At 39.1% G+C, this 25,755-nt stretch carries 23 protein-coding genes and 1 tRNA gene; 11 read left to right on the top strand and 13 right to left on the bottom strand.

The annotated features are described in order from the left end of the window. Positions 1 to 72: 72 nt before the first annotated feature. Together Q2T41_RS08815 and Q2T41_RS08810 are read left to right on the top strand one after the other, a co-directional pair. A complete protein-coding gene (locus Q2T41_RS08815; protein ID WP_245838922.1) occupies positions 73 to 438 on the top strand; it encodes a hypothetical protein in 366 nt (121 codons plus the stop codon). 106 nt (positions 439 to 544) lie between these two features. Further along, positions 545 to 1,807: an MFS transporter gene (locus Q2T41_RS08810; RefSeq protein ID WP_089261089.1), complete on the top strand. Its 1,263-nt coding sequence runs from the start codon at positions 545 to 547 to the stop codon at positions 1,805 to 1,807. Between the two features lie 639 nt (positions 1,808 to 2,446). Here Q2T41_RS08810 and Q2T41_RS08805 read toward each other — a convergent pair. From Q2T41_RS08805 to Q2T41_RS08775, 7 genes are all read right to left on the bottom strand, one after another. Then, entirely contained in the window at positions 2,447 to 3,214 is a 768-nt protein-coding gene (locus Q2T41_RS08805) for a UDP-2,3-diacylglucosamine diphosphatase (RefSeq protein WP_304435768.1), read from the bottom strand. A gap of 86 nt (positions 3,215 to 3,300) precedes the next feature. Continuing rightward, a complete protein-coding gene (locus Q2T41_RS08800) occupies positions 3,301 to 4,284 on the bottom strand; it encodes an endonuclease/exonuclease/phosphatase family protein (protein WP_304435767.1) in 984 nt (327 codons plus the stop codon). 83 nt (positions 4,285 to 4,367) lie between these two features. Beyond that, the gene (locus Q2T41_RS08795; RefSeq protein WP_089261086.1) at positions 4,368 to 4,817 is read right to left on the bottom strand and encodes a 6-pyruvoyl trahydropterin synthase family protein; all 450 of its coding nucleotides are present in this window, start codon (positions 4,815 to 4,817) and stop codon (positions 4,368 to 4,370) included. A gap of 56 nt (positions 4,818 to 4,873) precedes the next feature. Continuing rightward, on the bottom strand, positions 4,874 to 5,302 hold the full coding sequence (locus Q2T41_RS08790; protein ID WP_304435766.1) for a hypothetical protein: 429 nt from the start codon (positions 5,300 to 5,302) through the stop codon (positions 4,874 to 4,876). A 207-nt stretch (positions 5,303 to 5,509) separates the two neighbouring features. Next, positions 5,510 to 6,277 carry an enoyl-CoA hydratase/isomerase family protein gene (locus Q2T41_RS08785; RefSeq protein WP_304435765.1) on the bottom strand — a complete coding sequence of 256 codons (768 nt, stop codon included), beginning with the start codon at positions 6,275 to 6,277 and terminating at the stop codon, positions 5,510 to 5,512. A 20-nt stretch (positions 6,278 to 6,297) separates the two neighbouring features. After that, on the bottom strand, positions 6,298 to 7,632 hold the full coding sequence (locus tag Q2T41_RS08780; protein WP_304435764.1) for an MATE family efflux transporter: 1,335 nt from the start codon (positions 7,630 to 7,632) through the stop codon (positions 6,298 to 6,300). A gap of 11 nt (positions 7,633 to 7,643) precedes the next feature. Next, positions 7,644 to 8,144, bottom strand: a complete 501-nt coding sequence (locus tag Q2T41_RS08775; protein WP_304435763.1) for a GNAT family N-acetyltransferase — start codon at positions 8,142 to 8,144, stop codon at positions 7,644 to 7,646. A gap of 53 nt (positions 8,145 to 8,197) precedes the next feature. Between Q2T41_RS08775 and Q2T41_RS08770 the strand changes: the two genes are divergently transcribed. From Q2T41_RS08770 to Q2T41_RS08765, 3 genes are all read left to right on the top strand, one after another. Further along, positions 8,198 to 8,767 (top strand): universal stress protein, encoded by a 570-nt coding sequence (locus Q2T41_RS08770; protein WP_367186845.1) that lies wholly within the window; start codon positions 8,198 to 8,200, stop codon positions 8,765 to 8,767. Between the two features lie 17 nt (positions 8,768 to 8,784). Then, positions 8,785 to 8,994, top strand: coding sequence for a hypothetical protein (locus tag Q2T41_RS20760; RefSeq protein ID WP_367186844.1), 210 nt, complete (start codon positions 8,785 to 8,787; stop codon positions 8,992 to 8,994). A gap of 54 nt (positions 8,995 to 9,048) precedes the next feature. Then, positions 9,049 to 9,122: transfer RNA gene (locus tag Q2T41_RS08765), tRNA-Ala, on the top strand. Positions 9,123 to 9,233: 111 nt separating this feature from the next. Here the strand turns inward: Q2T41_RS08765 and Q2T41_RS08760 are convergent. After that, on the bottom strand, positions 9,234 to 11,948 hold the full coding sequence (locus Q2T41_RS08760) for a DUF5695 domain-containing protein (protein ID WP_304435762.1): 2,715 nt from the start codon (positions 11,946 to 11,948) through the stop codon (positions 9,234 to 9,236). 81 nt (positions 11,949 to 12,029) lie between these two features. Beyond that, positions 12,030 to 15,110: a beta-L-arabinofuranosidase domain-containing protein gene (locus tag Q2T41_RS08755; protein ID WP_304435761.1), complete on the bottom strand. Its 3,081-nt coding sequence runs from the start codon at positions 15,108 to 15,110 to the stop codon at positions 12,030 to 12,032. Positions 15,111 to 15,603: 493 nt separating this feature from the next. Between Q2T41_RS08755 and Q2T41_RS08750 the strand changes: the two genes are divergently transcribed. After that, positions 15,604 to 16,446: an AraC family transcriptional regulator gene (locus Q2T41_RS08750; RefSeq protein WP_304435760.1), complete on the top strand. Its 843-nt coding sequence runs from the start codon at positions 15,604 to 15,606 to the stop codon at positions 16,444 to 16,446. A 138-nt stretch (positions 16,447 to 16,584) separates the two neighbouring features. Here Q2T41_RS08750 and Q2T41_RS08745 read toward each other — a convergent pair whose 3' ends face one another. From Q2T41_RS08745 to Q2T41_RS08735, 3 genes are read right to left on the bottom strand one after another with little or no spacing between them, the layout of a single operon-like run. Next, positions 16,585 to 18,183: a RagB/SusD family nutrient uptake outer membrane protein gene (locus Q2T41_RS08745; protein WP_304435759.1), complete on the bottom strand. Its 1,599-nt coding sequence runs from the start codon at positions 18,181 to 18,183 to the stop codon at positions 16,585 to 16,587. Positions 18,184 to 18,194: 11 nt separating this feature from the next. Beyond that, positions 18,195 to 21,017: a SusC/RagA family TonB-linked outer membrane protein gene (locus tag Q2T41_RS08740; protein WP_304435758.1), complete on the bottom strand. Its 2,823-nt coding sequence runs from the start codon at positions 21,015 to 21,017 to the stop codon at positions 18,195 to 18,197. Beyond that, on the bottom strand, positions 20,960 to 21,181 hold the full coding sequence (locus Q2T41_RS08735) for a hypothetical protein (protein WP_304435757.1): 222 nt from the start codon (positions 21,179 to 21,181) through the stop codon (positions 20,960 to 20,962). Before Q2T41_RS08735 ends, Q2T41_RS08740 begins: the two co-directional genes overlap by 58 nt. Before the next feature lie 380 nt (positions 21,182 to 21,561). Between Q2T41_RS08735 and Q2T41_RS08730 the strand changes: the two genes are divergently transcribed. The 5 genes from Q2T41_RS08730 (at position 21,562) to Q2T41_RS08710 (ending at position 23,766) form a co-directional block, all read left to right on the top strand. Beyond that, entirely contained in the window at positions 21,562 to 22,038 is a 477-nt protein-coding gene (locus Q2T41_RS08730) for an MFS transporter (RefSeq protein WP_304435756.1), read from the top strand. A gap of 193 nt (positions 22,039 to 22,231) precedes the next feature. Next, a complete protein-coding gene (locus tag Q2T41_RS08725; RefSeq protein WP_304435755.1) occupies positions 22,232 to 22,855 on the top strand; it encodes an MFS transporter in 624 nt (207 codons plus the stop codon). A 64-nt stretch (positions 22,856 to 22,919) separates the two neighbouring features. Beyond that, positions 22,920 to 23,090, top strand: coding sequence for a VOC family protein (locus Q2T41_RS08720; protein WP_304435754.1), 171 nt, complete (start codon positions 22,920 to 22,922; stop codon positions 23,088 to 23,090). 8 nt (positions 23,091 to 23,098) lie between these two features. Then, positions 23,099 to 23,290: a VOC family protein gene (locus Q2T41_RS08715; protein WP_304435753.1), complete on the top strand. Its 192-nt coding sequence runs from the start codon at positions 23,099 to 23,101 to the stop codon at positions 23,288 to 23,290. A gap of 209 nt (positions 23,291 to 23,499) precedes the next feature. Then, positions 23,500 to 23,766 (top strand): family 43 glycosylhydrolase, encoded by a 267-nt coding sequence (locus tag Q2T41_RS08710; RefSeq protein WP_304435752.1) that lies wholly within the window; start codon positions 23,500 to 23,502, stop codon positions 23,764 to 23,766. Between the two features lie 561 nt (positions 23,767 to 24,327). On the opposite strand, the gene Q2T41_RS08705 is transcribed toward Q2T41_RS08710, so the two are convergent. After that, positions 24,328 to 25,647: a sugar porter family MFS transporter gene (locus Q2T41_RS08705; protein WP_304435751.1), complete on the bottom strand. Its 1,320-nt coding sequence runs from the start codon at positions 25,645 to 25,647 to the stop codon at positions 24,328 to 24,330. Positions 25,648 to 25,755 lie beyond the last annotated feature (108 nt).

Genomic DNA, 25,755 nt, shown 5'->3' with positions numbered 1-25,755 from the left:
TATGGGATATAAATCCCACTATTTATATTGAGTCTAAATAAATTTAATATATTTATATGAAATATGTAGAAAATGATGAACGATATAACGCCCATTTATCAAAATGAATACGGTATTGCTTTTAAATGGAAACCGGAAAAACCCAGCAAAACCAATAAGGTCCAAATAATCTTTAGGGATACGGGTTTATTGCTTACCAAAAAGGAAATACACTATTTTTCAAAATGTATACATGATACGTTGCAGAGCGGTAACGGTAATTTGTGTAATGACTGCCAAATTAAAGGCGAATGCAGGTCGTTATTGCTGAACTCGCCGGCACATCAAGTGTCGTTTGCCGTAAGTTATACCGAAGCATTAAAAATAAAGGATTTAATAGACGGCACATTGTTCAAAATACAACTAGATGCCTACTTCAACGATATAGGAATAAGCTAATTTCATTTGTTTTTTTAGAAAGCAAAATTGCATTAAATAAGTTTCAACTTCCTTAAACTGCACATTATTTATTAAATATCTTTGATGTTTAATTAGCGCTTACCCTATGAATGTAAATGACCCGTATGCTGCCTTAAGGTTTAGGGAATTCAATATTTTTCTTCTGGTTCGTTTTGCAATGGTTTTTGCATGGTCTATGCAATTCATTGTTATAGAATGGCAGGTCTATACCATTACCAAAGACCCCTTGTCCTTGGGGATTATAGGTTTAATGGAGGTAATACCTGCGGTGGGTATGGCACTTTTTGCAGGTCATATAGTAGATCAAAAAGAAAAGCGAAATCTACTGATGAAATGTATATTTGGTTTCTCCGTAATTAGTTTTGGGTTATTTATATTAAGCCTGCCTTCCGTCTTGGAAACCTATGAAACCAAGACCATTTTATATGGCATTTATACTTTAGTTTTTTTTGGTGGTTTGGTACGTGCTTTTTTAGGTCCCACCATATTTTCATTGATTGCCTTAATTGTTCCCAAGAAGATATATCCCAATGCCGCTACTTGGAGTAGTACCACATGGCAAATGGCTGCGGTATTAGGTCCGGCTTTGGCGGGTTTTTCAATAAGTTTAATAGGTGTACATTGGTCTATGTGTGTCATATTCGGGTTTTCACTTTTGGCATTGACCGCGTTGTTCAATATATCCAGGAAACCAATTTTAAATCCTAAAATTGGTGAGCCCGTCTTTGAAAGTTTAAAGGAAGGGTTGAGCTTTGTTTTTAAGACCAGGGCGGTATTGGGAGCTTTGACCTTGGATATGATCGCGGTTTTATTTGGTGGCGCGGTAGCCTTGTTACCAATTTTCGCCCAAGATATATTGCATGTAGGTTCAGAAGGTTTTGGAGTATTGAGGGCGGCACCTGCCGTAGGGGCGGCCATTACTATGCTTGGTTCCACACGTTTTCCTTTACACAAAAATGCGGGTAAAAAATTGCTATTGGCCGTATTTGGTTTTGGGGTCTGTATGATCGTTTTTGGATTGTCTACCTATTTTTGGTTATCCGTTATTGCCTTGTTTATTAGTGGAGCGGTAGATGGGGTTTCCATGATTATTAGGCAAACGATCTTACAATTAAAAACACCTGACAATATGCGCGGTCGTGTAGCATCTGTAAATTCAATGTTTGTGGGTTCGTCCAATGAACTAGGAGCGTTTGAAAGTGGTGTTACCGCTAAATTAATGGGTACGGTTACCGCAGTTGTATTTGGAGGAACCATGACACTTTTGACCGTTGGTCTTACGGCAATTGTATCTCCAGGTTTTCGTAAACTGGACCTTCAAAAAGATATAGATGAGCATGAAAAATAAAAACTGAATTGTTAGTTATAAAAAAAGCCCTTTTTTACAGGGCTTTTTTTATTGTAGGTAGTGCTCAAGATTTGGGTACTTAAGCGGGGGAACTTGTAGGTAATTGAAGATTTGGGAATCAACCATTAAACTAACAACAAAGTAAAGATATAGGGTGGTGCAAATTTTATAAAACTATTGTTGTGAACACCTTAAATTATGTTGTAAGAAAAAGATTACACATTGTTTAGTGCTTTTGAAATGGACAGTAGGTTACTTTTTGTAAGAATATATAAGGAAATAACTGCTGTATTTTATATAGTTTTCATATCGCTAGTTTGGGGTAAATATTTATAGGCATACCTGCAGGTTAACAATTCTGTGCCTCCTTTTTTCTGTAGTATTAGTCAAATTATTGAACAAAGAAAAGCCCCCTATTTTAGGGACTTTTCTTTACTGTAGGTAATTTTTAAGATTTGGAATCTTAAACGGGGGAATTTGTAGGTAATAATTAGATTTGGATTATAAATACTTAAATAACAACACTGTAAATTTATGGAATAGATGTTTTTTTATAAAACTATTGTTGTGAACATGTAAGAATAAGTTGTAAGAAAAGTATTACATGTTGTATGAATAAATTTTCAGTGTGCAATATACTTATTCCGCAAACTTTTTTAAAGACAGGTGTATACCGTCAAACTCGGCATACGTATAAAAATTGACCCAATCACCAAGGTTAGTGTATGTAGCATTTTCATTTAAAGGTATCTCTAAAGGAAGGTGCCTGTGACCAAATATAAAATGATCAAAATGTTGGTTCTCCAGTTTTCTGTGGGCATATTGTACCAGCCATTCTTTATCATCGCCCAAATACGTGGCATCATCATCACCGGAAATCAATTTATTCTTTACGGAAAAATATTGGGCCAATCGCACACCAATATCAGGATGTAGCCAATTAAAGAACCATTTGGCCAATGGGTTGGTAAAAAGTTTTTTCATTCTTTTATAGCCTTTATCGTGTGGTCCCAGACCATCTCCATGCCCTATAAAAAATGAAGTATTATTGATTAGATATTGTTGGGGTGAATGATAGACCGGTATATTCAGTTCCTCCTCAAAATACCCGTTCATCCATAAATCATGGTTGCCAACAAAATAATGAATGGCTATGCCGGCATCGGATAATTCTGCCAATTTGCCCAGGGTTCTCGTAAAGCCTTTAGGGATAACGGTTTTGTACTCAAACCAAAAATCGAATAAATCTCCCATTAAGAAAATTACTCCGGCATCAGCTTTAATGGTCTCCAGCCAATGAACAAATTTCAACTCCCTAACCTTGCTCTGCTCCATAGTAGGGGCACCAAGGTGGTTGTCACTGGCAAAATATACTTTTTTCCCTTTTGGAAGTTCAATGTTCGTCATGCGGATGTAAATATATAAAAACTGTTTTGCGTATAAATCAGGTATTTGTTTTATATGCTACCAAGTTGACCAAAGCTGTGTTGCTACTAGATTAAAGCTTTTTCACTGAGAACGATTTTTATGGGCAAGTGATCGCTATATCCATTTAGATTAAATTTTGAGGCATTGGGTCTGCCAAACTTAACGGGTTTATTGTAAGAGCCGGATGTAAGTTCCGGAAAATCTACTATAGCTGCGGAACTTAATTTAAATTGTAACGTCGGTTTTTCGGAAAGGATACTTTTTGAAACCATAAATTGGTCCAAAAGGTTATATTCATTACCAAAAACAAAAGTGCCTATTTGGTCATCCATAAACCTATACATTACGTTATAAAAGTATTTAAGTCGCACACGGTTACTTTTGACCAAGGCCTTATTGTTAATTGCCATTAAGTAATTGGTAATAGATTTGTTAAAAGGATTATCGTTAAAGTCTCCCATTAAGAGAATTGCGGCATCATCTCCTTGTTCCTCATAGATGCGCTCTATCCAATAGGATAAATTTTCTGCAACCATGATCCTAAAGGGCTCACTGGTAAGTTCACCACCGGACCGTGATGGCCAATGGTTCAAAATACAGATTAACTTATTTCCGTTAGCGGTATTAATATGCACCTGAAATAAATCCCTGGTACTATTTCTTTTAATAATGCGTAGGCTGAAAGTAAGTTGTTCAGGACCGTATTTTTCGGTATCATAGATCAGGGCCGTATCTATTCCACGCTTGTCCTCACTTTCCGAAATAACAAAAGCGTATTGCCTGTTAAGGGCAACGTTCATTGCGGTGATCAACAATTCAATTACAAATTCGTTCTCTACCTCGCAGACACCCAAAATATCAGGGCCTTGGTTATCGTTAAACTGGGAAATTATAGAGGTGAGATTAGTAATTTTTTTGTTTAGGATATTGGTATTCCACCCATGGAGCTCAGACCCTAAATGATCGTTTAAAAATTGGCTTCTACGGGGTGAATTTTCAATGTCGAACAAATTTTCAAGATTCCACCAGTAAATATGATGTTTGACCATGTTATTGTAAATTAAGGGATTACCCTTAAAATAACACATTATTGAAAGATGAAAACAGTGTTTTGGATTAAATTTTGATAAATTTAATTATCACTGGCAAACCATTCTGCGAATGAAGAATCGGTTTCCTGTAATTTCAATGAGAACAATGTGATGTTTTCTGGAAGTCTTGATTTAATTTTTGCGGCAAAATCAATGACCATATTCTCACTGGTAGGCTGATAGTCTGCCAAGATAACGTTGTGCCCGCGGTCCGTTAATTCCTTGGCCAACTCTACATGGGGTGTATTCTTATTGAAAACGGTAGCATGGTCAAATTTATCCACAATTTCCTCCTTTACTATTTTTTTCAGGTCGCCAAAATCAATGACCATTCCTAATTTAACGTGCGAAGTATCCGTAATGGGCGTACCTATAACGGTTACGGATAGTTTATAACTATGGCCATGTACATTTCTGCATTTACCATCATAACCGAAAAGCGCATGACCTGTTTCAAAATTAAACTGTTTGGTAATACGTATGTTGCTCATAGCCTATAATTAAATGGCAAAGGTAGGGAATCTTTAAAAGCAATTATAGTTTGGGATCAGTCAATGATAATATCCGTATTGCCCGAAATTAGAAGTACATGACAGCAGTCCGCGCCTACTGTAAATTCTTCGTTTACAATTTCTTTATCAGCATTATATCCTATAAAGGCAATGGTAGTAGTCTGGTTTTGGTAATCAAGTCTGTAGGCATCACTGAAAATAGGGTAATACCCGTCTTTGGCATAATCCTCAAATTCTTCTTGGTTTTGCACAAGGGTAATATCTTCATCTGTCTTTGTATCCACAACCTTAAAACGATCAAGCGGTACGTTTACGCCAGACGCATCTTTTACGGTAACCCCTATCGTAACAAAATTTTGGGTACAAACTGTATTTTCATTACAATCCTCTTTAACAGTATCATCGGTATTGGAGCATGATGCAATGAAAATGAAAAAAGCAAAACTTAAGAATTTATAAACCATTGTCAAATTTTTATAAAAGATGCAATTTCTTATAAACGTTGCGTGTCGTTATCTTTTAAATTTTCTATTGGCACGTATTTTATTCACAAAATAGATAACCACTACTAGAAGTGCCAAAATTGGAAAAACTAGGTTTCCGTTTAATAATTGAAAAATTTCCATAAGAACTATTTTAGGGAAAGAACGAATGCGCGTGGCGCTTATTGTTTATTTTTTAAATTTTGATAATGCGTTTCTGGTAAATTCCGAAAGTGCCAATTTACCGGTTATAGCAGCTCTCTCCTTCAATAGAACGTCCCAATGGTCCGTTCCTTCCCATAACACGGTCTTCCACTCCGTTAATGCATCAGGATGATAGCTGGCCAATTTATGGATATAAAATTCTAGTTCCTTATCCATTTCCTGTGCCGTTTCAAATACTTTGGAAAACAATCCTTTTTCTTGGGCCCAATATGCATTTTTCCAATCTGTAGGAGCCAAGGACAATTCTCCCATGGCTGCTTTGCCTATTTTTCGTTCTACCACTGGGGCTATTACCAAGGGCGCAATACCAATACTTAATTCCGATAGTTTTATGGATGAGTCTACATTGGCAAAAACATAATCGCACGCTGCGGCCAGACCTACACCGCCGCCTACGGTCTTACCGTGAACACGGCCTACGATAATCTTTTTGCACTTGCGCATGGCGTTTATAACATGGGCAAAACCGCTAAAAAAAGCCTTACCTTCCTCTAGGGTGGTCACTTCCAATAATTCATCAAAAGAAGCACCTGCACAGAACGCTTTCTCACCTTCGGACTTTAAAAGAATTACGGAAATACCATCATTTTCAGATAGTTCGTCGATAGTATTCGTAAGTCGTTCCAACAACTCGGATACAAATGAATTACTAGCCGGATGGCCAAATTCCACTTCGGCGACCTTACCGTTTATACGCGTATATAAGCTTCCATTCTTTCGTGTAGTGACCATAGCATTTCTTTGTGATAAAATTACGGATTTTGCAATAAAGGTTTAAACTTGTTTCTAAACTTCCATACCAAGGCGCCGCCCCTTATCAGCATCCAAACGGTGAATGCAAGCCATATTCCGGTAAGTCCCCAATTAAAATACTTTCCTAAGAAAAGCATAGGTACAAAACCTAAAAAGGTTGCCACCAATAGGGTATTTCGTAAATATTTCATTTCACCCAATCCTTTAAAAACGCCATCCAATACAAAGGCAACGGTATTAATGGGCAATCCTAAAATAATGATATAAAATATACTATAGAACGTAGTGAGCACTAAAGTTTCATTTGTAAACAAACTTCCCAAGGGTCTATAAAATATACTGGCAAGCCCCATAATCAATACACTGACCCAAAGTCCGTACTTAATGATTTTTTTTGCCAAGGTCCAAAGTCCATCATAGTTTCGTTCCCCTAGAAGCCTACCGGCCATAATATTTCCTGCAGCACCATAACCATCTATAAAGAATGCCGATAACAGCCATAGGTTTATGGCAATGGTGTGCGCACCTATAAACTGACCTCCAAGTGCCGTAGCCTCACGTGCTGCAAGTACAATGGCCGTGTTCAAGGCAATTGCGCGTACAAATAAATTTAGGCTCATGACCACCAACCTCTCCAGTTCAGGATGTATGGGAAACCTTAATTTTAGGCTGATATCTGTCTTTGTCCATAGTAGGTAAAATGCCAAAATGGCCATAACGGCCTGTGCCAATAAACTAGCCCAAGCGGCACCTTCCAGAAACATAGGATCAATGAAACCCTCTATGCCGTACACAAAGGCAAAATCAAAAATTACGTTCAATACGGCACCTGTAATGGCAATTACCATGGGCCAATATGTATTTTGAAGACCCCTAAAGATTCCCATAACGGCAAATACAAAAAGAGTCAACGGAAAACCCCATACACGTATGGTGTAATAGCTAATACAGTATTCCAATATTTTGCCCGATGCATTTAATAGTTCAAAAATATCCCTGATAACAAAAATGGTGGATAACAATATGAGGACACTTAAACCAATGTTCAAGAAGATGGCCTGTGCCGGTAAGGTTTTGACTTCCGCTAATTTTCCAGCACCCAAATATTGAGAAATTATGGCCGATATGGCGCTACGGGTCTGTCCCAAAATCCAGATAAGTGCAGAAAGGAAGGATCCCACAATTCCTGCCGCTGCCAAGGATTCAAGTCCATCTACGGGAATATTGCCTACAATTGCGGTATCCGTAATAGACAAAAGGGGTTCTGCTATACCTGCAATGGTAGCGGGTATGGCCAATTTATTGATTGCTTTGAAATTAACTGAAGTTTTCAAAAAAAGGGATTCTATAAGACGAGTTCATAGCAATGAAAAGGGTATGGGCTTTGTTGGTGAAAAAAGATATCTTGTAATCTTTTATAGCCACGCTGTTCGTAAAATTTCTGGTTACGTTTATTTTGGCTAAAGGTATCCAACCTAATGGAAAGGGCCTTGTTTTTTTTGGCAAAATCCTCTCCAAAATCCATAAGGCGCTGGGCAAAACCCTTACCTTGAAAATTAGGATGTACCGCTAATCTGTGGATGTAGTAATTTAATCCATTAGGGGTCAACCATGACACGGGTGAATATTCGGTATCCATATAGGTTGATATTACAATGCATCCTATAATGGTTTGTTGGTTTTTTAGAGTAAAAAGTTCATTACGGTCTAGATCGTTCAAAAAAGCTTTGCGCGAGGGGTAATCAGTGGTCCATTGATAAATCCCATTGTTTTCCATTGCAATTCTACAGGCATCCGTTAAACGTAAAATTTCATTTAATTCCGATATCTTTGCCAGCTCAATCATAAAACCGATTTATATAAATCGTAAATTTAGGGTAATAAACAACAATTCTTAATATGATGAACATTCTTGTACCAATTGGAACCTCTACGGACGCCCACGAAACATTGCAATATGCAGTAGATTTTGCAGCTGATTTTAACGCCCAGATTTATGTAATGGAGGTTTTTAACGTTACTGGAAAGACAGGCACCTTAACCAACATAACCCAAAAAATTGCGGAAAATAGCAGGGAGCGACTTAAGGATATTGTGGGGCAAGTCAAAGTTGACGGTAATGAAATCAAGATCGTTAATTTCAATGGCGAATTGGCGGACGGGTTAAGGGAATTGGACAAAGAATTGGGAATAGAACTTATTATCTTGGCCCCAAGAAGTAATGACGTACAGGAAGAATTTTATTTGGGCCAGACCTCAGGGGCTATTATCAAAAGAACCAATATACCTACCCTTATCGTGCCAAAGGGAACAACCTATAAAAAATTCAAGACCATTCTTGTGGCATTTAAATCTGGCATACTAAAAAGAAAACGTATTCTTGATCCTTTGATCGACATCAAGAAAAAACATAGTTCTGAAGTAAATCTATTATTGGTAAAACCCCCGGTTATTCTGATGATGACCTGAAGGTCAATACCGCATTAATGGACATTAGTTCTCAAATGACGTTTACCCAGAACCAAACCACTTATTTAGGTGTGTTGGAACATTTTCAAGCTCAACATCCAGATTTGTTATGCGTTTTTAGAAGAAAAAGGGGATTCTTTAAAAAGTTATGGGAGAAAAGTACGATTTCCAAGGCCGAGTTTTATGCTCCGGTACCGGTATTGGTCCTTAGCGTAAAGAAAGATTAGATAGTATTTTGATACTTTGCCAAAAAGTATTTCCTTTGAGCCGTTCTAAAAATTGGGGGATTAGCTCAGTTGGCTAGAGCGCTTGCCTGGCAGGCAAGAGGTCACCGGTTCGAATCCGGTATTCTCCACAAAAAAGGCTTCCTAATTTGGAAGCCTTTTTTATGCGTAGAGGTTTGGACCTTAACCTTAAGGTATAATAATAGATGATTTTATCTTGGACAAAAGCGCACAATTGCTTCTTACAACGTAATTTCTTTTACAGTATCATCCAATTCAATTTCATAGGCTCCTCTAACCTTTTTATAGGGTAGAACTATACTGTCATCTACCCGCAAATAAGCCTTTGACGTATGTTCGGTTTTTGGGTCCAAAACCAGGGTGACCTTTTCCGTAGAAGTATCGTATACTATTTTATTTATGCTTCCCGCATCCAGAGTCATCCATAGTTTTTTGGGTGTAAGATATATTTTGGATTTAGCCGCTGTAGTAGGTGTCACTTCAATGGCAGTTCCTTTTTGTGAAACATTGCCCCCAAAGGCCAACCAGCCCAATTCGTCGTTGTTGGTGATGTAGGTTGCCGAGTTTACCGCATATCCATAGAAGCCGGAACCATAATCACCGGATATTCCATCTATTTTTAATGATGAAGGATAAGAATGGAATGCGGCAGGTCCAAATCCGTCTTGGGTAATATTTGAAATACTTCCCATAAGCCCTCCATACCCCACTTTGATCAAATAAAAATCTGGAGTTTTTCGGTATTGCTTAAGCACCGGTATGGCATTAATTCCAGAGCCATAATGATGTATTTGGCGTTCTACCCTTGAGGTTTCCCCGGCCTTGCCACCATAAAGAAAATCCCAATATCTCCTGGCATTACCGTTATAGGCCCAATGTGGCATGGTTGGCATATAGGCCAGTATGGCATTTAAGGTAATATTGGCCTTATGTTCATAACCAAAATAGTCTGTCCAGGTATAGACTTCCTCCTGCCCTGTGGAATCCCATGGCATTTCACTGCCAAAAGGATAGTCAAGCGATTTCCAATGGTCTGCGCGTTCTTTCATTCTTGCTTCTAGCTCAGTGGCCATTTCATCATAGTTTTCATTCTGCAGATCTTTAAGGATCGATAGGAACACGGAACCTTCCATTTGTCCAAATTGGGCATAATAGGGAGCCTGTTCCATCATAGCTATGGTAGTATGGTAAGCATTTTTCAGATACCAATCCCAATTTTTATTATCTACCAGTCCGTTATGATATCGTGCCAAGCGGTACATGACCCAATAGGAGGCGGCTACATGCGGATAATTAAAAGATCTACCGCGATCATTGGCGTGCTTATGGTCCCAAGCTGCCCAGGTGGTATAATCAATATTTTTTTCATAGGTGCCTTTTGGCAATGAATCCGGTTCATAATAAAAAAGGCTTTTTTTGACCCCATATTTGTACGGTCCTTCGCTATATTGAATATTTCCCCATAGCACATGGTCTATAAATTCCTGAAGTTTTTGAATTTCTGTTCTGTTAGGTTGTACCAATTGTTTCATAATTGCCGCAAGCCAACTTCCCGCACCACCTTCATCACTAAGACCACTGATCCAAACCCTGCCGTCTTGGGTAACCTGTTCCTTTTTTTCATAGTCATAGGAGATGGGTGATGGACTTCTGCCAAAAGGATCATATGGGTTATCATACCATTGCTCCGTGGTCAAAAAATTTCCAAAATCCTTAATGACTTCCGCTTCAGGCTTAATGACCTTATAGTTAACGGTCTGTTCAACACCGTTGTTATAGCTAATGGTCAACCTTGCCCTTCCCCATTTTTTACCGGAGACGAGGTACTTTTTTAAGCCGGTTGTAGTAGTACCGTCTTCCTTAATTTTCAATGCATTTTTTGGATAAACATCAAAAGACTTAATCTCACTTTTATAATTCACGTAAATATGTGCCTTTACATCCATTGGGATTACATAACCAGGTACGCCTACAACAACGGGTCTTTCCTCCTTGATCAAAGTTTCTTGAATATGCTTAACACCTTTGGACAGGACAAACTTTAAGGCATAATTTTTAGTGGTATTGGGTTGTAGTACTACAGATGTTGGTTTGTTCCATTGTTCTACGCCTTGCCATTCATTTTCCGCATAGGCCTTGCTATGTGCCATCCATTCATGAAAACCTTCAAATACAATGCTTTTTCTTGTGAGATCGTCCAATAGAGGACGGTATGCCTCAAAGGCCATGTGTTCTTTTGGTATGACCAATAAGGCAGGCCCTTTTCCACTTAACCTTTTTACCTCTAAATATCCTGCATCCTTGCCAATATATGGATCAAAAAAAACATTTTGCTTATGGGCCTCAGTCAATGATTTACCTTCTAGAATATTGTTAAAAATCATGGGTACACCCAAAGCACCTATCTCTATTGGCGTATCCTGCATGTTTGTAATTTCAAAACGCATGACCAATTGCCCTTTATCCAATTCATAGAAACGTTTTATGGAAACGGGTATATCCTTTGGTAGGGTATTGGCCAAATCTGCAGCTGCCAGCACACTATCCGTTACTGCCAGTGGGGTGACCGGAGCTCTATTGCTGGCCGTTGAATATGTTTTCCAATGGCCAGATGAAGTCTTGATCCTTAGATTGATATCCCCTAGATGGTAAAGGCTGTCCTTGTCCCTTACTTCCAACCTTTCGCCTGGGGTGTAGTCAAATGATAACTCGTCCATTGGTCTCAATGCCGCTACGGTTTGCGAAGCTTTTACCAATTTCAGCTGAAATTCTGGCGTGTTATGTTTTTGGAACACCTCCGCAACCCCTAATGTAGGCTCCCTATGCTCTACGTTGCTCCAATAGCTTTTTTGAGCGGATAGTTTACATGAGACAATTAAAACTAGTCCTGTTAATAGCCAAAATTTTGTGTGCATTTTCTTCATGGTATTAGTCATTCATTATAACCCTTAGGCATGGATATATTGTTTAATAGGAAAAACTGATTTAGGTAATTGGCCCCCATCTTACAATAGGAATTATTTTAGCGAAACATCCAGATAAACGGAATGTCGGCCATAAGTTTCATAAAAGGGTTTAAAGACCGTACCGTCAATGGAAAATTCCAATTTTTTTGGGTCTCCTTTTATGGTCTTGCCTAAATCTTTCAAATCCAAGGTCACTTTTCTCCATTCTTTACGGGGCTCGGATTCCTGTGCGGCCAAAAGGATAGGTCCATAAAATAGACTTGCAATATTCTGTTGATCCATAATGGGCGATAAGTGAAATTGAAAAGGCATCTGTAATTCTATGATATCACCGTTTTTCCATTTGCGGTTAAGGGTAAGATAGCTGCCAGGGGTGGCCTCTACTTTTAGGGGTTTACCGTTTATATGAACAAAGAATCCCTTGGTTGCCCAATATGGCACCCTTACATTCAGGTCAAATTTACCCTTGCCGGTTACGGTCAACCGTGTTCTGTCCTCATGTGGAAAATTGGTAGCTTGTTGTATACTGATATTTTTTTCGGTCCAGTCTAGTGTTGAAGGCACATAAAGATTTACATATAGCGCTTGGTTGTCCACGCTTCTAAAGTAAATGGAGTTTTGAAGTTTGGTATTGCTTTCCAACGCTGTGCCGTTGCAACAGGTAAAGCCCTTCATGTGGGGGTTTCCAAAGTGCTTTACGGAACTTGGCCTTAAGGGTACATGATATGTATTTGCAGGACTGTCCTCTGCCACAGAAGCCAAAATATGATTGTAAAGTCCGCGTTCATAATAATCCATTAGTTCTGCCCTGTGGTCAAAAAGAAAAAGGTTTCGGGATAACTTTAACATGTTATAGGTTGCACAGGTTTCATTTTGTCCACCGGAGGACAGCCCATTTTCATATAAGGTGGCCGGTTCTCCAATAAAGCATTCGGCGTTGGTGGGGTTTCGTGCTCCTGCGACCCCACCAATACTATACATATAATCATTGGTTGTTTTATACCAAAAATTATCTGCCACTTGGTAGTATTTATGATCGTTGGATGCTTGGTAAGTGGTCAATGCACCCATTATTTGGGGAATATGTTGGTTGGCGTGCAAACCGCGGAAAGTGTCTACATTTTTAGTGATTCCATGGGTGTGTTCGGCATCGCCATAGAACATTTTTATATTATCGAACAATTGGGCAGTTTCTAAGTAGCGGCTGTCGTTAGTAAGCTTGTATAGCCTGGCCATTGCTTCGTTCATACCACCATATTCACCGGCTATATAGGTGTTCCACATTTTAATAAGGGTTGCTTTCGGCAATTTACTTAGACGGGTATGAATCCAATTTCCCATTCCCTTGGTGATTTCAAGTGCTTTTTGGTTACCACTTATCTCATATACATCTATTAAACCGGCAAGTATCTTATGCAAGGTGTAATATGGGGCCCATATTTGTGTGTCGTTGGTACCATAGGTAGCACCTTTTTCCAACATGATAAATTGATCTGGTGGATAAGCGCTAATAAAGCCTCTTCCCCAATTCCAATAATCGGTACGTATACTGGTTTCGCGTATATCGGAATCATACGCCGTCTTTCCGGGACCAAAGGGCACTTCGTTGGGATCCGCTACAAATGCTCCTCCGTTTTCCTTGGGTTGACCGGACATTTGGGAAAGTTTATACAGCGTATTCACCATATATTCCATTTTACGGCCAAAATTGTTTTGTAATTCCTTATCGTAACCGGTACTTGCATAGGCTTGGGCAATTGCCGTAAGGTAATGCCCGGTGGCATGCCCCCTCAATTTAGTTTCTTGACTGTTCCAAACACCAAGAGGTTCGGCACCGCTAGGTTGGGCTATTCCAAATGCGTTTCTAAACATATAGAGAAAGGCATCTGGATCGGTCTGTGCCAGTGTAGATATAAATTTGTCCCTGTTTTCTATGAACTTGGTATCGTTGCCCGCCAAGTCTTTGGTCAAGGAAACCTGTTCCAAGGTAAAGGAGGCCAACCGTTGATCAGGGCGTTTAATTTCCATGTTTTCTTTTACAGTTACCGTGGCCTTTGCTTTTAGTGGTGATCCCGGTATATTTCCTAGTATTTGATAGGTGCCAGGCCTTAGCACTTGTGCATTATCTTTAGGGGCTGGCCAGAGAATGCGTATTGCCGGCCCCTGTATATTATTAGTGTATGTTCCCTTAACAAAACGGGGCAATCGTGGTAAGTGTCCCACCTGGGTGGTTACATGAACATCTTTTATCTTTTGTAAATAGGCGTTGTATAACTGCGGAACAGTATCGGGAAATTTTTGAAGGTCATCTTCGCGATCTTTTTTAGGTTTATTATTGGATGTTTCTGAGTTACCGGCACTCTCATAAATTCTTGAAACTTGTTTATGGCTTAAGGGAATGCGGTAGATTCTAAAATCATGTAACAGGCCAAAAAGGTAAGAATCATTGCCCGTTATTGATTTACCGATATATAATTTATTTTTTTGGTTGGATGCTTGAGCAAAAAACTGTTCCAAGGCCACTGTTACATCATTGGCCGTATCCACAAGCTCACCATTTAGGTAGGTGCTAATTGCTTTTGATGGGGTGTTGATAACCATGGCTATATGGTACCATTGACCCGTTTCAAAAGCTTTTGACCCTATACTGTACGAACGGCCGTTGGTTGTGTTGAGCACATTTTGTAACCCTTCCGTATCCATAGTGCCCATTGGTGCCAGATACATACGGGAAGCATTGTTCTTACCAAAATCAAAGAAAAATTGACCTAATTTGTTCGTATGAAGCTTTACCCATCCGGTAATACTAAGGGATTCTTCTTGCAAAATGGCGTCATGGGGCAGGGAAATAAAGTTTTTGCCGCTTTTGTTCAATGATAGTACCTTGCCAAATGTTTCGTCATGAACAAAAGAAGCGCCCGATCCTTCTATGGAGGCATGTAAATTGTTCCTGGACCAATCTTTTGCATCGCCATTAAAGAGATAGCGTGCTATGAGTCCGGTTTCACCTATTCCGTCCAAAATTTGGTTGCCGTCCTGTGCAGAAGTTAAAAAAGAGGACAGGAATGAGACTACACTTAAAAAATAAATGATTGTACGGGTATATATCATTTTGTCAATTTCAATTTTCATGATAACCTTGCCTAAAGGTTTTTTTTATATCTAATAGCTTGTAAAATTGACCTGAACGGGATTCATACAAGCGGTAAATTTGGTTTTATATACAGCTAGATTATTTCTTTGGCGTAGCCATAACAAGTACAGATTGTATGAAGCATAATAAATAAATGTATAAAACGCACTTATTTGTTTTTTATAAAGCCACAAAGAATAATCTAGAATAAAACTATTGATATTCTTGCGCCTTTTAATAATCCATATTAACAGATACTGATACTATATTATCCTTAAACTGGAAATGTCAAATAAAAAAGTGAATTTTGAATAGAATTCAATTTTATGGTCCATTTTTGATCCGTGTAAAGAACATTATGGATTATGAGGGTATTGGTATGATAACATATCTAAAATATACCTGTAGCGTATACCATTGGTAGTGTTTACTTGATGATGTTGACGATAAGATTGGAATCTATCTAGAGTTGATTAACTTAAAATTTAAATATTGAAAGTTTTACCGTTTAAAATTCCTAAACCTAGAAATGAAGCCCTTGTTTACCAAGTGGATAGGGAAGAGGCATTTTATGACCAACTGCATCAACATGGAGAAATACAGATAAGTTATATTCCCCAAGGCGAAGGTACTTTGATAGTCGGAGATTCAATAAATGAATACAAAGCGCACGATATTCTAGTCATTGGGGGCTTTGTGCCCCACGTTTTTAAGAGCGATACGGTTGCTTCTCCCAGATCGGAAATGCATACGCTCTTTTTTGATTTACATTCCTTTGGGAAGGATTTTTTTGAAATTGCGGACCTTTCGCTGACCAAAGAGTTTTTTAAAAAATCTGAGTTGGGCATGAGGGTGCTTAGCAATACACAACAGATTATAGGAGAATTCCATAAACTAGCTTCCCAGAACAAAGTGGAACAGATAGCTACGTTGCTAACGATTATCAGTCTTGTAACAAAATCGAAAACGGCTCCCTTATCTTCTTTTGTCTATAAAAAATCTTTTTCCGATGATGAGGGAAAACGAATGAACAATGTGTACAAATATGCAATGGAACAGTATAGCGAGCCTATTAGTCTGGAAGAAATTTCAAGTGTGGCCAACATGAGCCGCAATGCATTTTGTCGCTATTTTAAGAAGCGAACCAATAAAACATTTTTTCAATTTTTAATTGAAATACGGATAGAGAATGCTTGTAAGCTAATTGTAAACAAACCAGAACTATCCATCTCATTGGTTTCCGAAGAATGCGGGTTCAATAATATTGCCAATTTCAATAGAAAGTTCAAGGAACTAAAGGGGTGTTCCCCAACACAGTACCGGTCACGGTTTTAAGGGAACTACCTTGGCATAAGTGATATCTATTGTCTTATTGGTGCAAAGTTCCTTTTCAAGGATATACAAAAAAAGCGAACGGTATACCGTTCGCTTTCCTCACTCACACTAAAATAACTCAAACAAATAAAACTATTTTTAATATCCAGGGTTTTGGCTTAAGTTAGAATTGGTATTCAATTCTTCTAAACCAATTGGGAATATGGTGGTATAGTCTCCTTTTGGAGTATGGTTATACCAACTTTTGGTTTGGTATACCCCAAATCTTATCAAGTCTGTTCTTCTTCTGGCCTCACCGGCAAATTCCCATCCCAGTTCATCCAAAAAACGTCCGTAAGGTACGGTTGCTTGGTCTCCGGCATCGGCTATAGTGCCGTCCTCTGCCAAGGTTCCGTATTGTACCGTTGTGTCCCCTTCCAGTTCTGCACCCGTCACGGTTGCATCGGCAAGATCGTCAAATGAACGTGCACGTACTTGGGTGACAATTGTTGCAGCCTCATCACTACTGCCCGTCCTAAGCAATGCCTCTGCTTTCATCATCAACACATCGGTATACCTTAAAAACGGAAAATCTACGCTAAGCCCCCCGGTAGCACCAGGTTCTATCTCATACTTGCCACATCTAAAACCATCTGTAAAATCACAATCGTAAATACTGGGCATTTCCTTTACCAATGTCATGACCACGCTACCGTCAGAGGCACTTAACTGATCGCCCATTAACCAAGTATCGGACAAACGTTTATCGGTCGGGGAATAGCTATCAATGAATTGTGGATTACAGCTAGAACCGCCCCAAGGTTGTGCTTGCATACCAAAGACCAGTCTGTGGTCCGGAAGTAACATCTTCATATGGGCGTTCCATTGTCCCGCAAATATTTGATCGTAGGGAATGGCAAAGACCAATTCGCTATTGCTCTCATTATCGGTACTAAAAATATCGGTATAACTTTCGGACAATTGGAAAGCGCCACTGTCTATAATTTCGTTGCACGCATCTATGACCTTGTCCCAATTAGTAGTACCGGCATATACTTCCGAGTTTTGGTAAACCCTTGCCAGTATATGATATGCTGCCCATTTGGTCATACGGCCATAGGTACCGGTATCCACTGTTTCGGTAAGGTTAGGGATAACTTCCGTTAGCTCATTTACAATAAAGTTGTATACTTCTTCACGTGAGCTTTGAACGGGCAGGTCGTCCCCATAACTAGCTATGATGGGCACGTTGCCGTGAGAATCTACCAACATAGAATAGTATAATGCCCTTAGGGCCCTCATTTCAGAAATAATGGAAGTAGCCTGCTCTGCACTAACCGGCAGTTGTTCTGATTCTATTTGTAAAATTACCCTGTTGGCGCTATTGATACCGTTAAAACAGTTGATCCATGTATTTCTAGGCTGCCATTGTGTTGAACTCCATTCATGAAAATGCATTCTTTTATAGGTGCCGCCATCGTCCCAACCGTTAGGCCGTGTAGGGGTAATGAACATATCGGCTGGTTCTTCCTGTAGGTCAAACCAACCTTGCCAGCCCATTACATAGCGCATTGGGGTATAGGCCGATGCCATGACCGATACTATATCAGATTCCGAGGGAACAAATGATGATTCCGTCACTTCTGAGAATACTTCCTCTTCCAAATCGGTACACCCTATGGGTACAAACAATGCACAAACCGCTAGGATCGATATTTTAGTTTTAAGTGTAGCCACTTTGTTTCTTATATTTTTCATAGTCGTTTCGTTTAGAATGTAAAATTGATACCTAGGGAAAAAGTTGTAATAGATGGGTACTTGTCCCGTTCATCATTACCGGGAGCCAATCCTTCCCTATTCACTTCGGGGTCAATACCCTTGTAGTCCGTAATGGTGGCCAAGTTCAGGCCAGAAGCATAGATCCGGAAGGTTTCTGCAAATTTAATGGCATATTTCGGTAAAGTGTACCCTAGGGTAACGTTATCTATTTTAAGAAAATCGCCATCCTCTACATAATAGCTTACAAAACGTTGTACATCTTGTAGTTCTGTCTTGCCATAGACAAGATCGTAGGCAGAATCCAAGGTATTGTAACTAACGGTTGGATTTTCATAGAACATACGCGAAAAGTTGAGTATTTGATAATCCAGGGCACCCCTTAAGTTTACCATTAAATCCCAATTCTTGTAGCTAAGGGTATTGTTCCAGCTATAGTAGGCTTTTGGTAATCCGTTCCCTAAAACTTGTCGGTCGTCCGTAGTAGCTTCCGTTGCAGGTACCAAGGACCCGTCCGGTCGTTCAATGATCCAAATGCCGTCATCTGTTATGTCCACACTTTTAAGGCCAAAGAAATTACCTATTGGTTGCCCTTCCTGAACCCTATGGGTGCTTATTTGTATAGGCTCACCGGTATATCCTTGATCAAAGAAATCGTTGGTCAACTGAAAGGCGTCATTGGAAAGTGAAACAATTTCGTTGGTATTGGTTGAATAAGTCAGGTTTGCCGTCCAATTAAAATTTTCCGTTTGTACCGGAGTAACGTTCAACAAGAATTCAAGACCCGTATTTTTGATCTCTGCAACGTTGGCCGCTATGGTTCCAAAAAAGTATGGAGGTGTTGGCACGCTATAATTGAACAAGGCATCTTTAGTGGTTCTGTTATAGTAATCGATAGATCCGTTTATACGACCGTCAAGGATGCCAAAATCAAGACCAACGTTGAACTCTTCTTTCTTTTCCCATCTCAAATCTGGGTTTGCGTTACGTGATGGCACCAACTCCCTTACCCATTGCCCATTGTTTAAAAAGTAAGATCCGTAGGTTAGGCCACTCAATGCTTGATAATTGGCACCGGCATTAATACCCGTTACCCCAAAACCAGTTCTTAACTTTAGATTTGATAACCAGTCCCAATCTTCTGCAAAGGATTCTTGGTCTATACGCCAACCCAAAGAAATACCGGGAAAATTACCCCATTTGTTATCCTCGCCAAAACGAGACGAACCTTCACGCCGTATACTTGCCATTAGAAGATAACGGTCATCATAGTTATAGGTTACCCTAGAAAAGAATGCGATCAACTTATCCGAGTTTTTGTAGCTCCCCATGCCAGCTTCTCCCAATTGCAAACCTTGTCCACTACCTAGATTGTTATACGTAAACCCATCTGTAGGGAAACGACGATTGGTGGCATAGAAACCTTCATTGGTATTGTCCTCATAATTATAACCCACCAAACCGGTTACTTTATGTTTTCCAAAGGTATTGTCATAATCTAAAGTAAATTGGCCGTAGTTGCCCACATAGTCATCCGTACCTCTAGACGCATATCCTTCTTGTCCGTTCTTTGTAGTGGAAACATGGTTTTTAGTTTGATAAAACCCGCGAATGTTAGACTCACCTTTACGTGTATATAGCCCTTTAAGGGTAACATGATCGCCAAAATCATAGCTTAATGAAAAATCAAACCTAGTATTCCTTAGTTTGTTTTCCCCAATTGTTTCTTCAATGTAACCTACAGGGTTATCATAGAAATATACATCCCTTTCGTACCAATTGCCATCCACGTCCCGTACCGGTTCCGTAGGGTTTCTAATAACGGCCTGTCTATAGATGTAAGGGTTAAAGCTAGTGCCGTCTCCTAAGGCATTGTACATTTGTTCACTTAATATAACACCCACATTGGCCTTTAATCGGTTGTCGAACATGGCGTGGTTACCACTTACCCTTGCCGTATATTTTTCGCTATTGGATTTTAGAAAAATACCTTCTAGGTCACGATAGTTCAAGGATGCGGTCATATTAGAAGTAGCGTTACCGCCCCTAAAGATGAGGTTGTGTACTTGACTATAGGCATCTCGTGTTATTTCATCTATCCAATCTGTATTGGAGCCAAAATCCTCCAAATTTGCCCCGTTGAATGTGTAACCTTCGTCAAATTTCTGCCGTAGTTCGTCCGCATTTAAAAAGTTCAACCTATTTGCTATGCTGGAGATAGACATGTAACCATTGTATTCTATGTTAGACTTCATGTCATTGCTTCCTTTTTTCGTTGTAATTATAATTACCCCATTGGTACCGCGGGTTCCGTAAATGGCCGTTGCGGAACCATCTTTCAATACATCAATTGAAGCAATATCTTCCGGTGCCACTGTATTCAGGCTTCCGGGAACGCCGTCAACCAATACTAATGGATTTGTTCCCCCTAGTATAGAGGAAGTACCTCTTAAGCTAATCTGTGTTCCTTCGGTTGGATCACCAGAAGGGGCAGATACGGATAAGCCGGCTACCTTACCCTGTATAAGTTGTGCGGCATCCTTAACATTGCCCTGTACAAAATCTTCTGATTTAACCGTAGCGACGGAGCTGGTTACATCTGCACGTTTTTGTGTTCCGTATCCTATTACTACAACCTCAGAAAGTTGTTCCAAATCTTCTTGTAATACTACGTTAACGGTAGATGAATTCGCAGGGATTTCGATAGTTTTAAAACCTAAATACGAAAAAACCAACATGGCATCTGCTTTTGTGGTGGTCATCGCATAATTTCCGTCAAAATCTGATACCACACCGTTGGTGGTGTTTTTTTCCATAACGGTAGCCCGGAGATCGGTATACCTTTCTGGTCCGTGATAGTTCCGGAAACTTCCTGCTGTGCAAGGGCCACCTGAACAATCAAAAAGCAAAGGCTGGATAACAGTGTTCTTTTTGTGAGACAATTTGGTCCCCAAAGAATTTTTGGTAGTAATTTGATCATCTTCATAATACGTTGATGTTTGGATTGTTTGTTGTAAAATGTGTTATATTTTAACGTAAGAATTACGAAAAGTTTATTAAACGTATATTTTACACTTGTAAACTTAAATATTAAATCAACTGTACTTTTTTAGATAATTATCCTGTTCTTATACTATATTACCCACATTGGTCCATTTGTTAATTTTTTTTGGCTAAAAAGCAACATTTAACAATTTTTACGGGAAGAAGGTTGCGTAAAGTTGCGTAATGGTAATTGTATAACGTCATAATTTTTAACGTTGTCCAAATTGAATGTGTGGAAAGAATTAATTTTAAAAAAGAAACTTACAGTTTATATTTTATTTTAACATTTATAATGAGTCTTAGTAATTCTCCAAAATGTCTAAAATTCCATTTTATCAATTAAACGACCAATGCATTTCCAAGCTGCAGTATGCCACGATCATAATTTGTTTTTTAATGAATGTATTGGACGGCATGGATGTGTTGATCATTTCCTTTTGTGCACCCGCCATTGCTATATCTTGGGAAGTTGGTCCTGAAACGTTGGGCGTTGTTTTTAGTGTCGGTTTGGCGGGCATGGCGTTGGGAGCCTTGGTCATGGCCCCTTATGCGGACCATATTGGGCGTAAGCGAATGATTTTAATAAGTTCATTTCTTATGGGGATCAGTGTATTATGCAAAGGTTTTGCCAATACCGTACCACAATTGATAGTGCTTCGTTTAATTAGTGGTCTAGGTATTGGTAGCATGTTGGCGACCACGGCGTCACTGACCTCAGAATATTTGCCCAACAGATTTAAAGATTTTTTGGTGAGTTTTGTTTTGGCCGGCTATCCTGTTGGGGCCATGTAGGTTATGTTGCTGCATCCATCATTCCTATAAAGGGGTGGCCCATGATGTTTAAACTCGCAGGGACAGCTACATTGATTACAATACATATTATTTATATATTCCTATCGGAGTCTATTGAATTTTATGTCAGCAAGCAGCCCAGAACGCCCTAGAAAAAATTAACCGGATTTTAAAAAAACTACAAATACCCACATTGTCGGAATTACCGGAGAAAGCACTTAAGTCGGCCATTATTTCCGTTGATCGCTTACGTTCCAGCACCTATAGACTATCCACTATTAAATTATCGACAGCCCTGTTCTTTGCCTTTGGGTGTTTATATTTTTTAATTAGCTGGATACCTAAATTGGCCACCTATGGAGGATTGTCCATGGAGCTTGCCATTTATGCCGGTACGGTATTCAATATTGGGGCATTTTTTGGAATTGTCATTCAAGGGTATACATCATCTAAAATGGGACTAAGAAAAACTATTGCCCTATTCTTGGGGATAACAGCCTTGTTGATGGCAACATTCAATGTATTCATAGGTTCGGACTTTATCTTGCTCATATTTGGTCTTTTAGGGTTTACCCTCCAAGGTGGTTTTGTGGGTTTGTACGCCGTGGCAGCAAGACTATATCCTGCAGAATTTAGGACTACAGGTGTGGGTTGGGCCATTGGAGCAGGGAGACTGGGAGGTGTATTGGGTCCTGCACTTGGTGGGGTTCTGGTAGGTTGGGGGCTTTCGATGTCCGCCAATTTTATGATTTTTGCCGTTCCTGCGCTTTTGGCAGGGGTAGTTACCTATTTTATTTCATCAAAGGATATTGCCTAAATTTACTGGAATAAGTGCATTTTAATCCCTGAAAATAGAGTTATGAAATACGGGTATACCATTTTTGTATGTAGAAAATGTAAACGATACCATTGCATTTTATGAAAAGGCATTTGGTTTTCCAAAAAAGTTCAGCACCCCGGAAAATGATGATGGGGAATTGATTTTAGGAGATACAACCATTGCTTTTGCATTTATACCTTTGGGAAATGCAAACTTTAAAAGAGGTATGTAAAAAGTGAGGTGTCTAAGCAACCATTTGGTATTGAAATGGCATTCACCACCGAAACCATTGAAACCGATTTTCAAAAAGCCATTGATGCCGGTGCGGTATTGTATGAAGCCATTGTAGAAAAACCCTGGGGACAAAAAGTAGGGTACTTCCGCGATGATAACGGATTTGTTATTGAAATCTGCACTCCTGTTCAACGGTAAGAACTTGGAAAAGAATAGTATTTTACTTTTTTAATTCTAGTGTCTTATTCATTTTTTTGGCAAAATAGCCTTATCATTTAAGAAGAATTGACGACAGTTTTGGAGAAGATTGCTTGGAATGGTCTTAATAGCATTTAAGTATAGGCAACAAATTTACTTAGATTAAAGGCATTTAACGAAGCGAAAATGTTAAACCGGGCGTAGCTAAAGTGCCAATTGACTTAATCGGTTTTGAAGGCTGTATAAATTCTGAAAATAGCGCAAAGTGGATGGGAATAGGATTAGGAGTGAGCAATTCCCCTACGGGTCCGTTTGTAGACCATATAAGCGCGCCATTATGGACAGAGCCTTACGCCAATGACCCATGCCTATTAGTAGATGATGACGGCACGCCTTATTTGTATGTACATGCCATGGGAGCAGATTACAAGGTAATTGAGCTTACCGATGACATGGAGGCGGTAGAAGGAGTTTAAAAAAATGGATATGGGCGGATACGAGCCAAAAAGGAAGGCCCGTTTATCTTTAAGAAAATGATAATTACTACTACACCATTGCCGAGAACAATAGACATCTATCCTATTACATGACAAACAGTCCAAAAGGGCCGTGGGTACAAAGGAATTTTCATGTGAAGACCAAAGCTAGAGCGAAAAATAAATGCCGAATACCTGTACTTCAATAAAGATGGCATTATTAAACCTTTAAAAAGAACAAAAAAGGACTTACGGCAAATTATAAAAAATTATGGGTATATAACTATAAAAGCATCGTTCATAAATAAAACTGTAATCAATCAAAACCGATTACAGTTTTTTTGTCCCATTTATCAGTGGCCTACAATTAACACTCTTCGAGAATTGTAGGATTGGCATTTTTAGCTTAAGAACAATTTGTTTGTGAACTACTATATATACTTTGTTAAAAATGAAACGGTCTTATAAAATTGGGGTATTTAATACCACCAATGTAGCTACCGTAAATGATAACTTTAAGCAATTAAGGTTTTCGTTAAGTAAAGGGTTTTCTTAAATTGATTAGTTATCCTTGGTCAATTTTTTACTCAGTTCTTCTAATGACACCCCTTTTGTTTCCGGCATCATAAAATGTACCCAAAGCAATTGTAAAACCATCATAAAGGCAAAGAAAAGGAATACGGTACCTGCGCCAATAGTTGAGAACAGGAACGGTACTGCCGCCGGAATGGCCGCGGCCAATATCCAGTGTACCGAACTACCGAACGCTTGACCGCTACCCCGTAAATGATTGGGGAATATTTCCGAAATAAAGACCCAAATAACACTACCCTGGCCAATAGCGTGCGAGGCTATGAACACGAACAAAAATATTGGAACGGCCATACCCTGCCATTCAAAGAAAAATGCACAGGCTACAAGGGATAAAGAAACAATATAGCCAAGAGAACCAATATACATTAACTGTTTACGTCCTAACCTATCTATTAAATTGATGCCCAATAAGGTAAAAAGCATGTTGGTTACCCCAATACCCACACTGCTTAATAAAGCTGTACTTGCACCAAGACCGGCCTCCTCAAATATTCTTGGGGCGTAGTATAAAAACGCGTTGATACCGGACACCTGGTTGAAAAACGCAATAAGAAAAGCCAATATCAACGGAAAACGATATTTCTTCATAAAAATGGATTCCCCAACTTCCGTATCATTGTCATCTTGCTGAATTAAGTTGATTGCTTCATCAACATCTTGATCAGGATTGATCATTTTCAATACCTTACGTGCCTCATCAATTCGTCCTTGGGTAATCAACCAACGGGGACTTTTGGGTACGGTCAAAACAAACAAGGTATAGATTATGGCCGGAATGCCTTCTACACCAACCATCCATCTCCAAGAATTTTCGCCCAAGCCGCTAAGCATATAGTTGGAAAGAAAGGCTATAAGAATACCGAATACCAAACTGAATTGATAAAACCCCACTAGTTTACCACGGCTATTGGCAGGAGAAATTTCAGAAATATAGGCAGGTGCTGCAATGGTTGAAACCCCAACACCAATACCTCCAATAAACCTAAAAATGGCAAATGTTATGGGGTCATTGGCCAAGGCAGAGCCAATGGCGGAAACACTGAATAAGATACCAATCCAAATAAGGGTAATTTTTCTTCCAAATTTATTGGTGGGTATTCCTGCAAACAGTGCACCTAGAACTGTACCCCATAATGCACCGGAAATGACTACCCAACCATGAAAGGAATCAGAACTTTCCCATAACGCTTGTAGTTGTTTATCTGCTCCCGAAATAACAACGGTATCAAATCCAAATAAAAAACCTGCTAATGCTACGGTAATAGACCAAACGAGTATCCTATTCATTTTAATGTTTTAAAATTTGCTAAATATAATAAATCAAAATCGTTAAATCTTGTTCTTTATAGGCTACATTAATTTCATATAAGCAGTAACTTGTTATAATTTTTAAAA

The organism is Maribacter confluentis (genome assembly GCF_030505015.1).
Classification (GTDB): Bacteria; Bacteroidota; Bacteroidia; order Flavobacteriales; family Flavobacteriaceae; genus Maribacter; species Maribacter sedimenticola.
Note: the sequence above shows the minus strand (reverse complement) of the source record. Positions and strands in the feature narration are given on the sequence as shown.

Excerpts from the sequence above, each read along its gene's own strand:
- Q2T41_RS08815 (WP_245838922.1), top strand. The coding sequence starts at position 73 with ATGATGAACGATATAACGCCCATTTATCAAAATGAATACGGTATTGCT.
- Q2T41_RS08810 (WP_089261089.1), top strand. The coding sequence starts at position 545 with ATGAATGTAAATGACCCGTATGCTGCCTTAAGGTTTAGGGAATTCAAT.
- Q2T41_RS08805 (WP_304435768.1), bottom strand. The coding sequence starts at position 3,214 with ATGACGAACATTGAACTTCCAAAAGGGAAAAAAGTATATTTTGCCAGT.
- Q2T41_RS08800 (WP_304435767.1), bottom strand. The coding sequence starts at position 4,284 with ATGGTCAAACATCATATTTACTGGTGGAATCTTGAAAATTTGTTCGAC.
- Q2T41_RS08795 (WP_089261086.1), bottom strand. The coding sequence starts at position 4,817 with ATGAGCAACATACGTATTACCAAACAGTTTAATTTTGAAACAGGTCAT.
- Q2T41_RS08790 (WP_304435766.1), bottom strand. The coding sequence starts at position 5,302 with ATGGTTTATAAATTCTTAAGTTTTGCTTTTTTCATTTTCATTGCATCA.
- Q2T41_RS08785 (WP_304435765.1), bottom strand. The coding sequence starts at position 6,277 with ATGGTCACTACACGAAAGAATGGAAGCTTATATACGCGTATAAACGGT.
- Q2T41_RS08775 (WP_304435763.1), bottom strand. The coding sequence starts at position 8,144 with ATGATTGAGCTGGCAAAGATATCGGAATTAAATGAAATTTTACGTTTA.
- Q2T41_RS08770 (WP_367186845.1), top strand. The coding sequence starts at position 8,198 with ATGATGAACATTCTTGTACCAATTGGAACCTCTACGGACGCCCACGAA.
- Q2T41_RS20760 (WP_367186844.1), top strand. The coding sequence starts at position 8,785 with ATGGACATTAGTTCTCAAATGACGTTTACCCAGAACCAAACCACTTAT.
- Q2T41_RS08760 (WP_304435762.1), bottom strand. The coding sequence starts at position 11,948 with ATGACTAATACCATGAAGAAAATGCACACAAAATTTTGGCTATTAACA.
- Q2T41_RS08755 (WP_304435761.1), bottom strand. The coding sequence starts at position 15,110 with ATGAAAATTGAAATTGACAAAATGATATATACCCGTACAATCATTTAT.
- Q2T41_RS08745 (WP_304435759.1), bottom strand. The coding sequence starts at position 18,183 with ATGAAAAATATAAGAAACAAAGTGGCTACACTTAAAACTAAAATATCG.
- Q2T41_RS08740 (WP_304435758.1), bottom strand. The coding sequence starts at position 21,017 with ATGGAAAAAAACACCACCAACGGTGTGGTATCAGATTTTGACGGAAAT.
- Q2T41_RS08735 (WP_304435757.1), bottom strand. The coding sequence starts at position 21,181 with ATGATCAAATTACTACCAAAAATTCTTTGGGGACCAAATTGTCTCACA.
- Q2T41_RS08730 (WP_304435756.1), top strand. The coding sequence starts at position 21,562 with ATGTCTAAAATTCCATTTTATCAATTAAACGACCAATGCATTTCCAAG.
- Q2T41_RS08705 (WP_304435751.1), bottom strand. The coding sequence starts at position 25,647 with ATGAATAGGATACTCGTTTGGTCTATTACCGTAGCATTAGCAGGTTTT.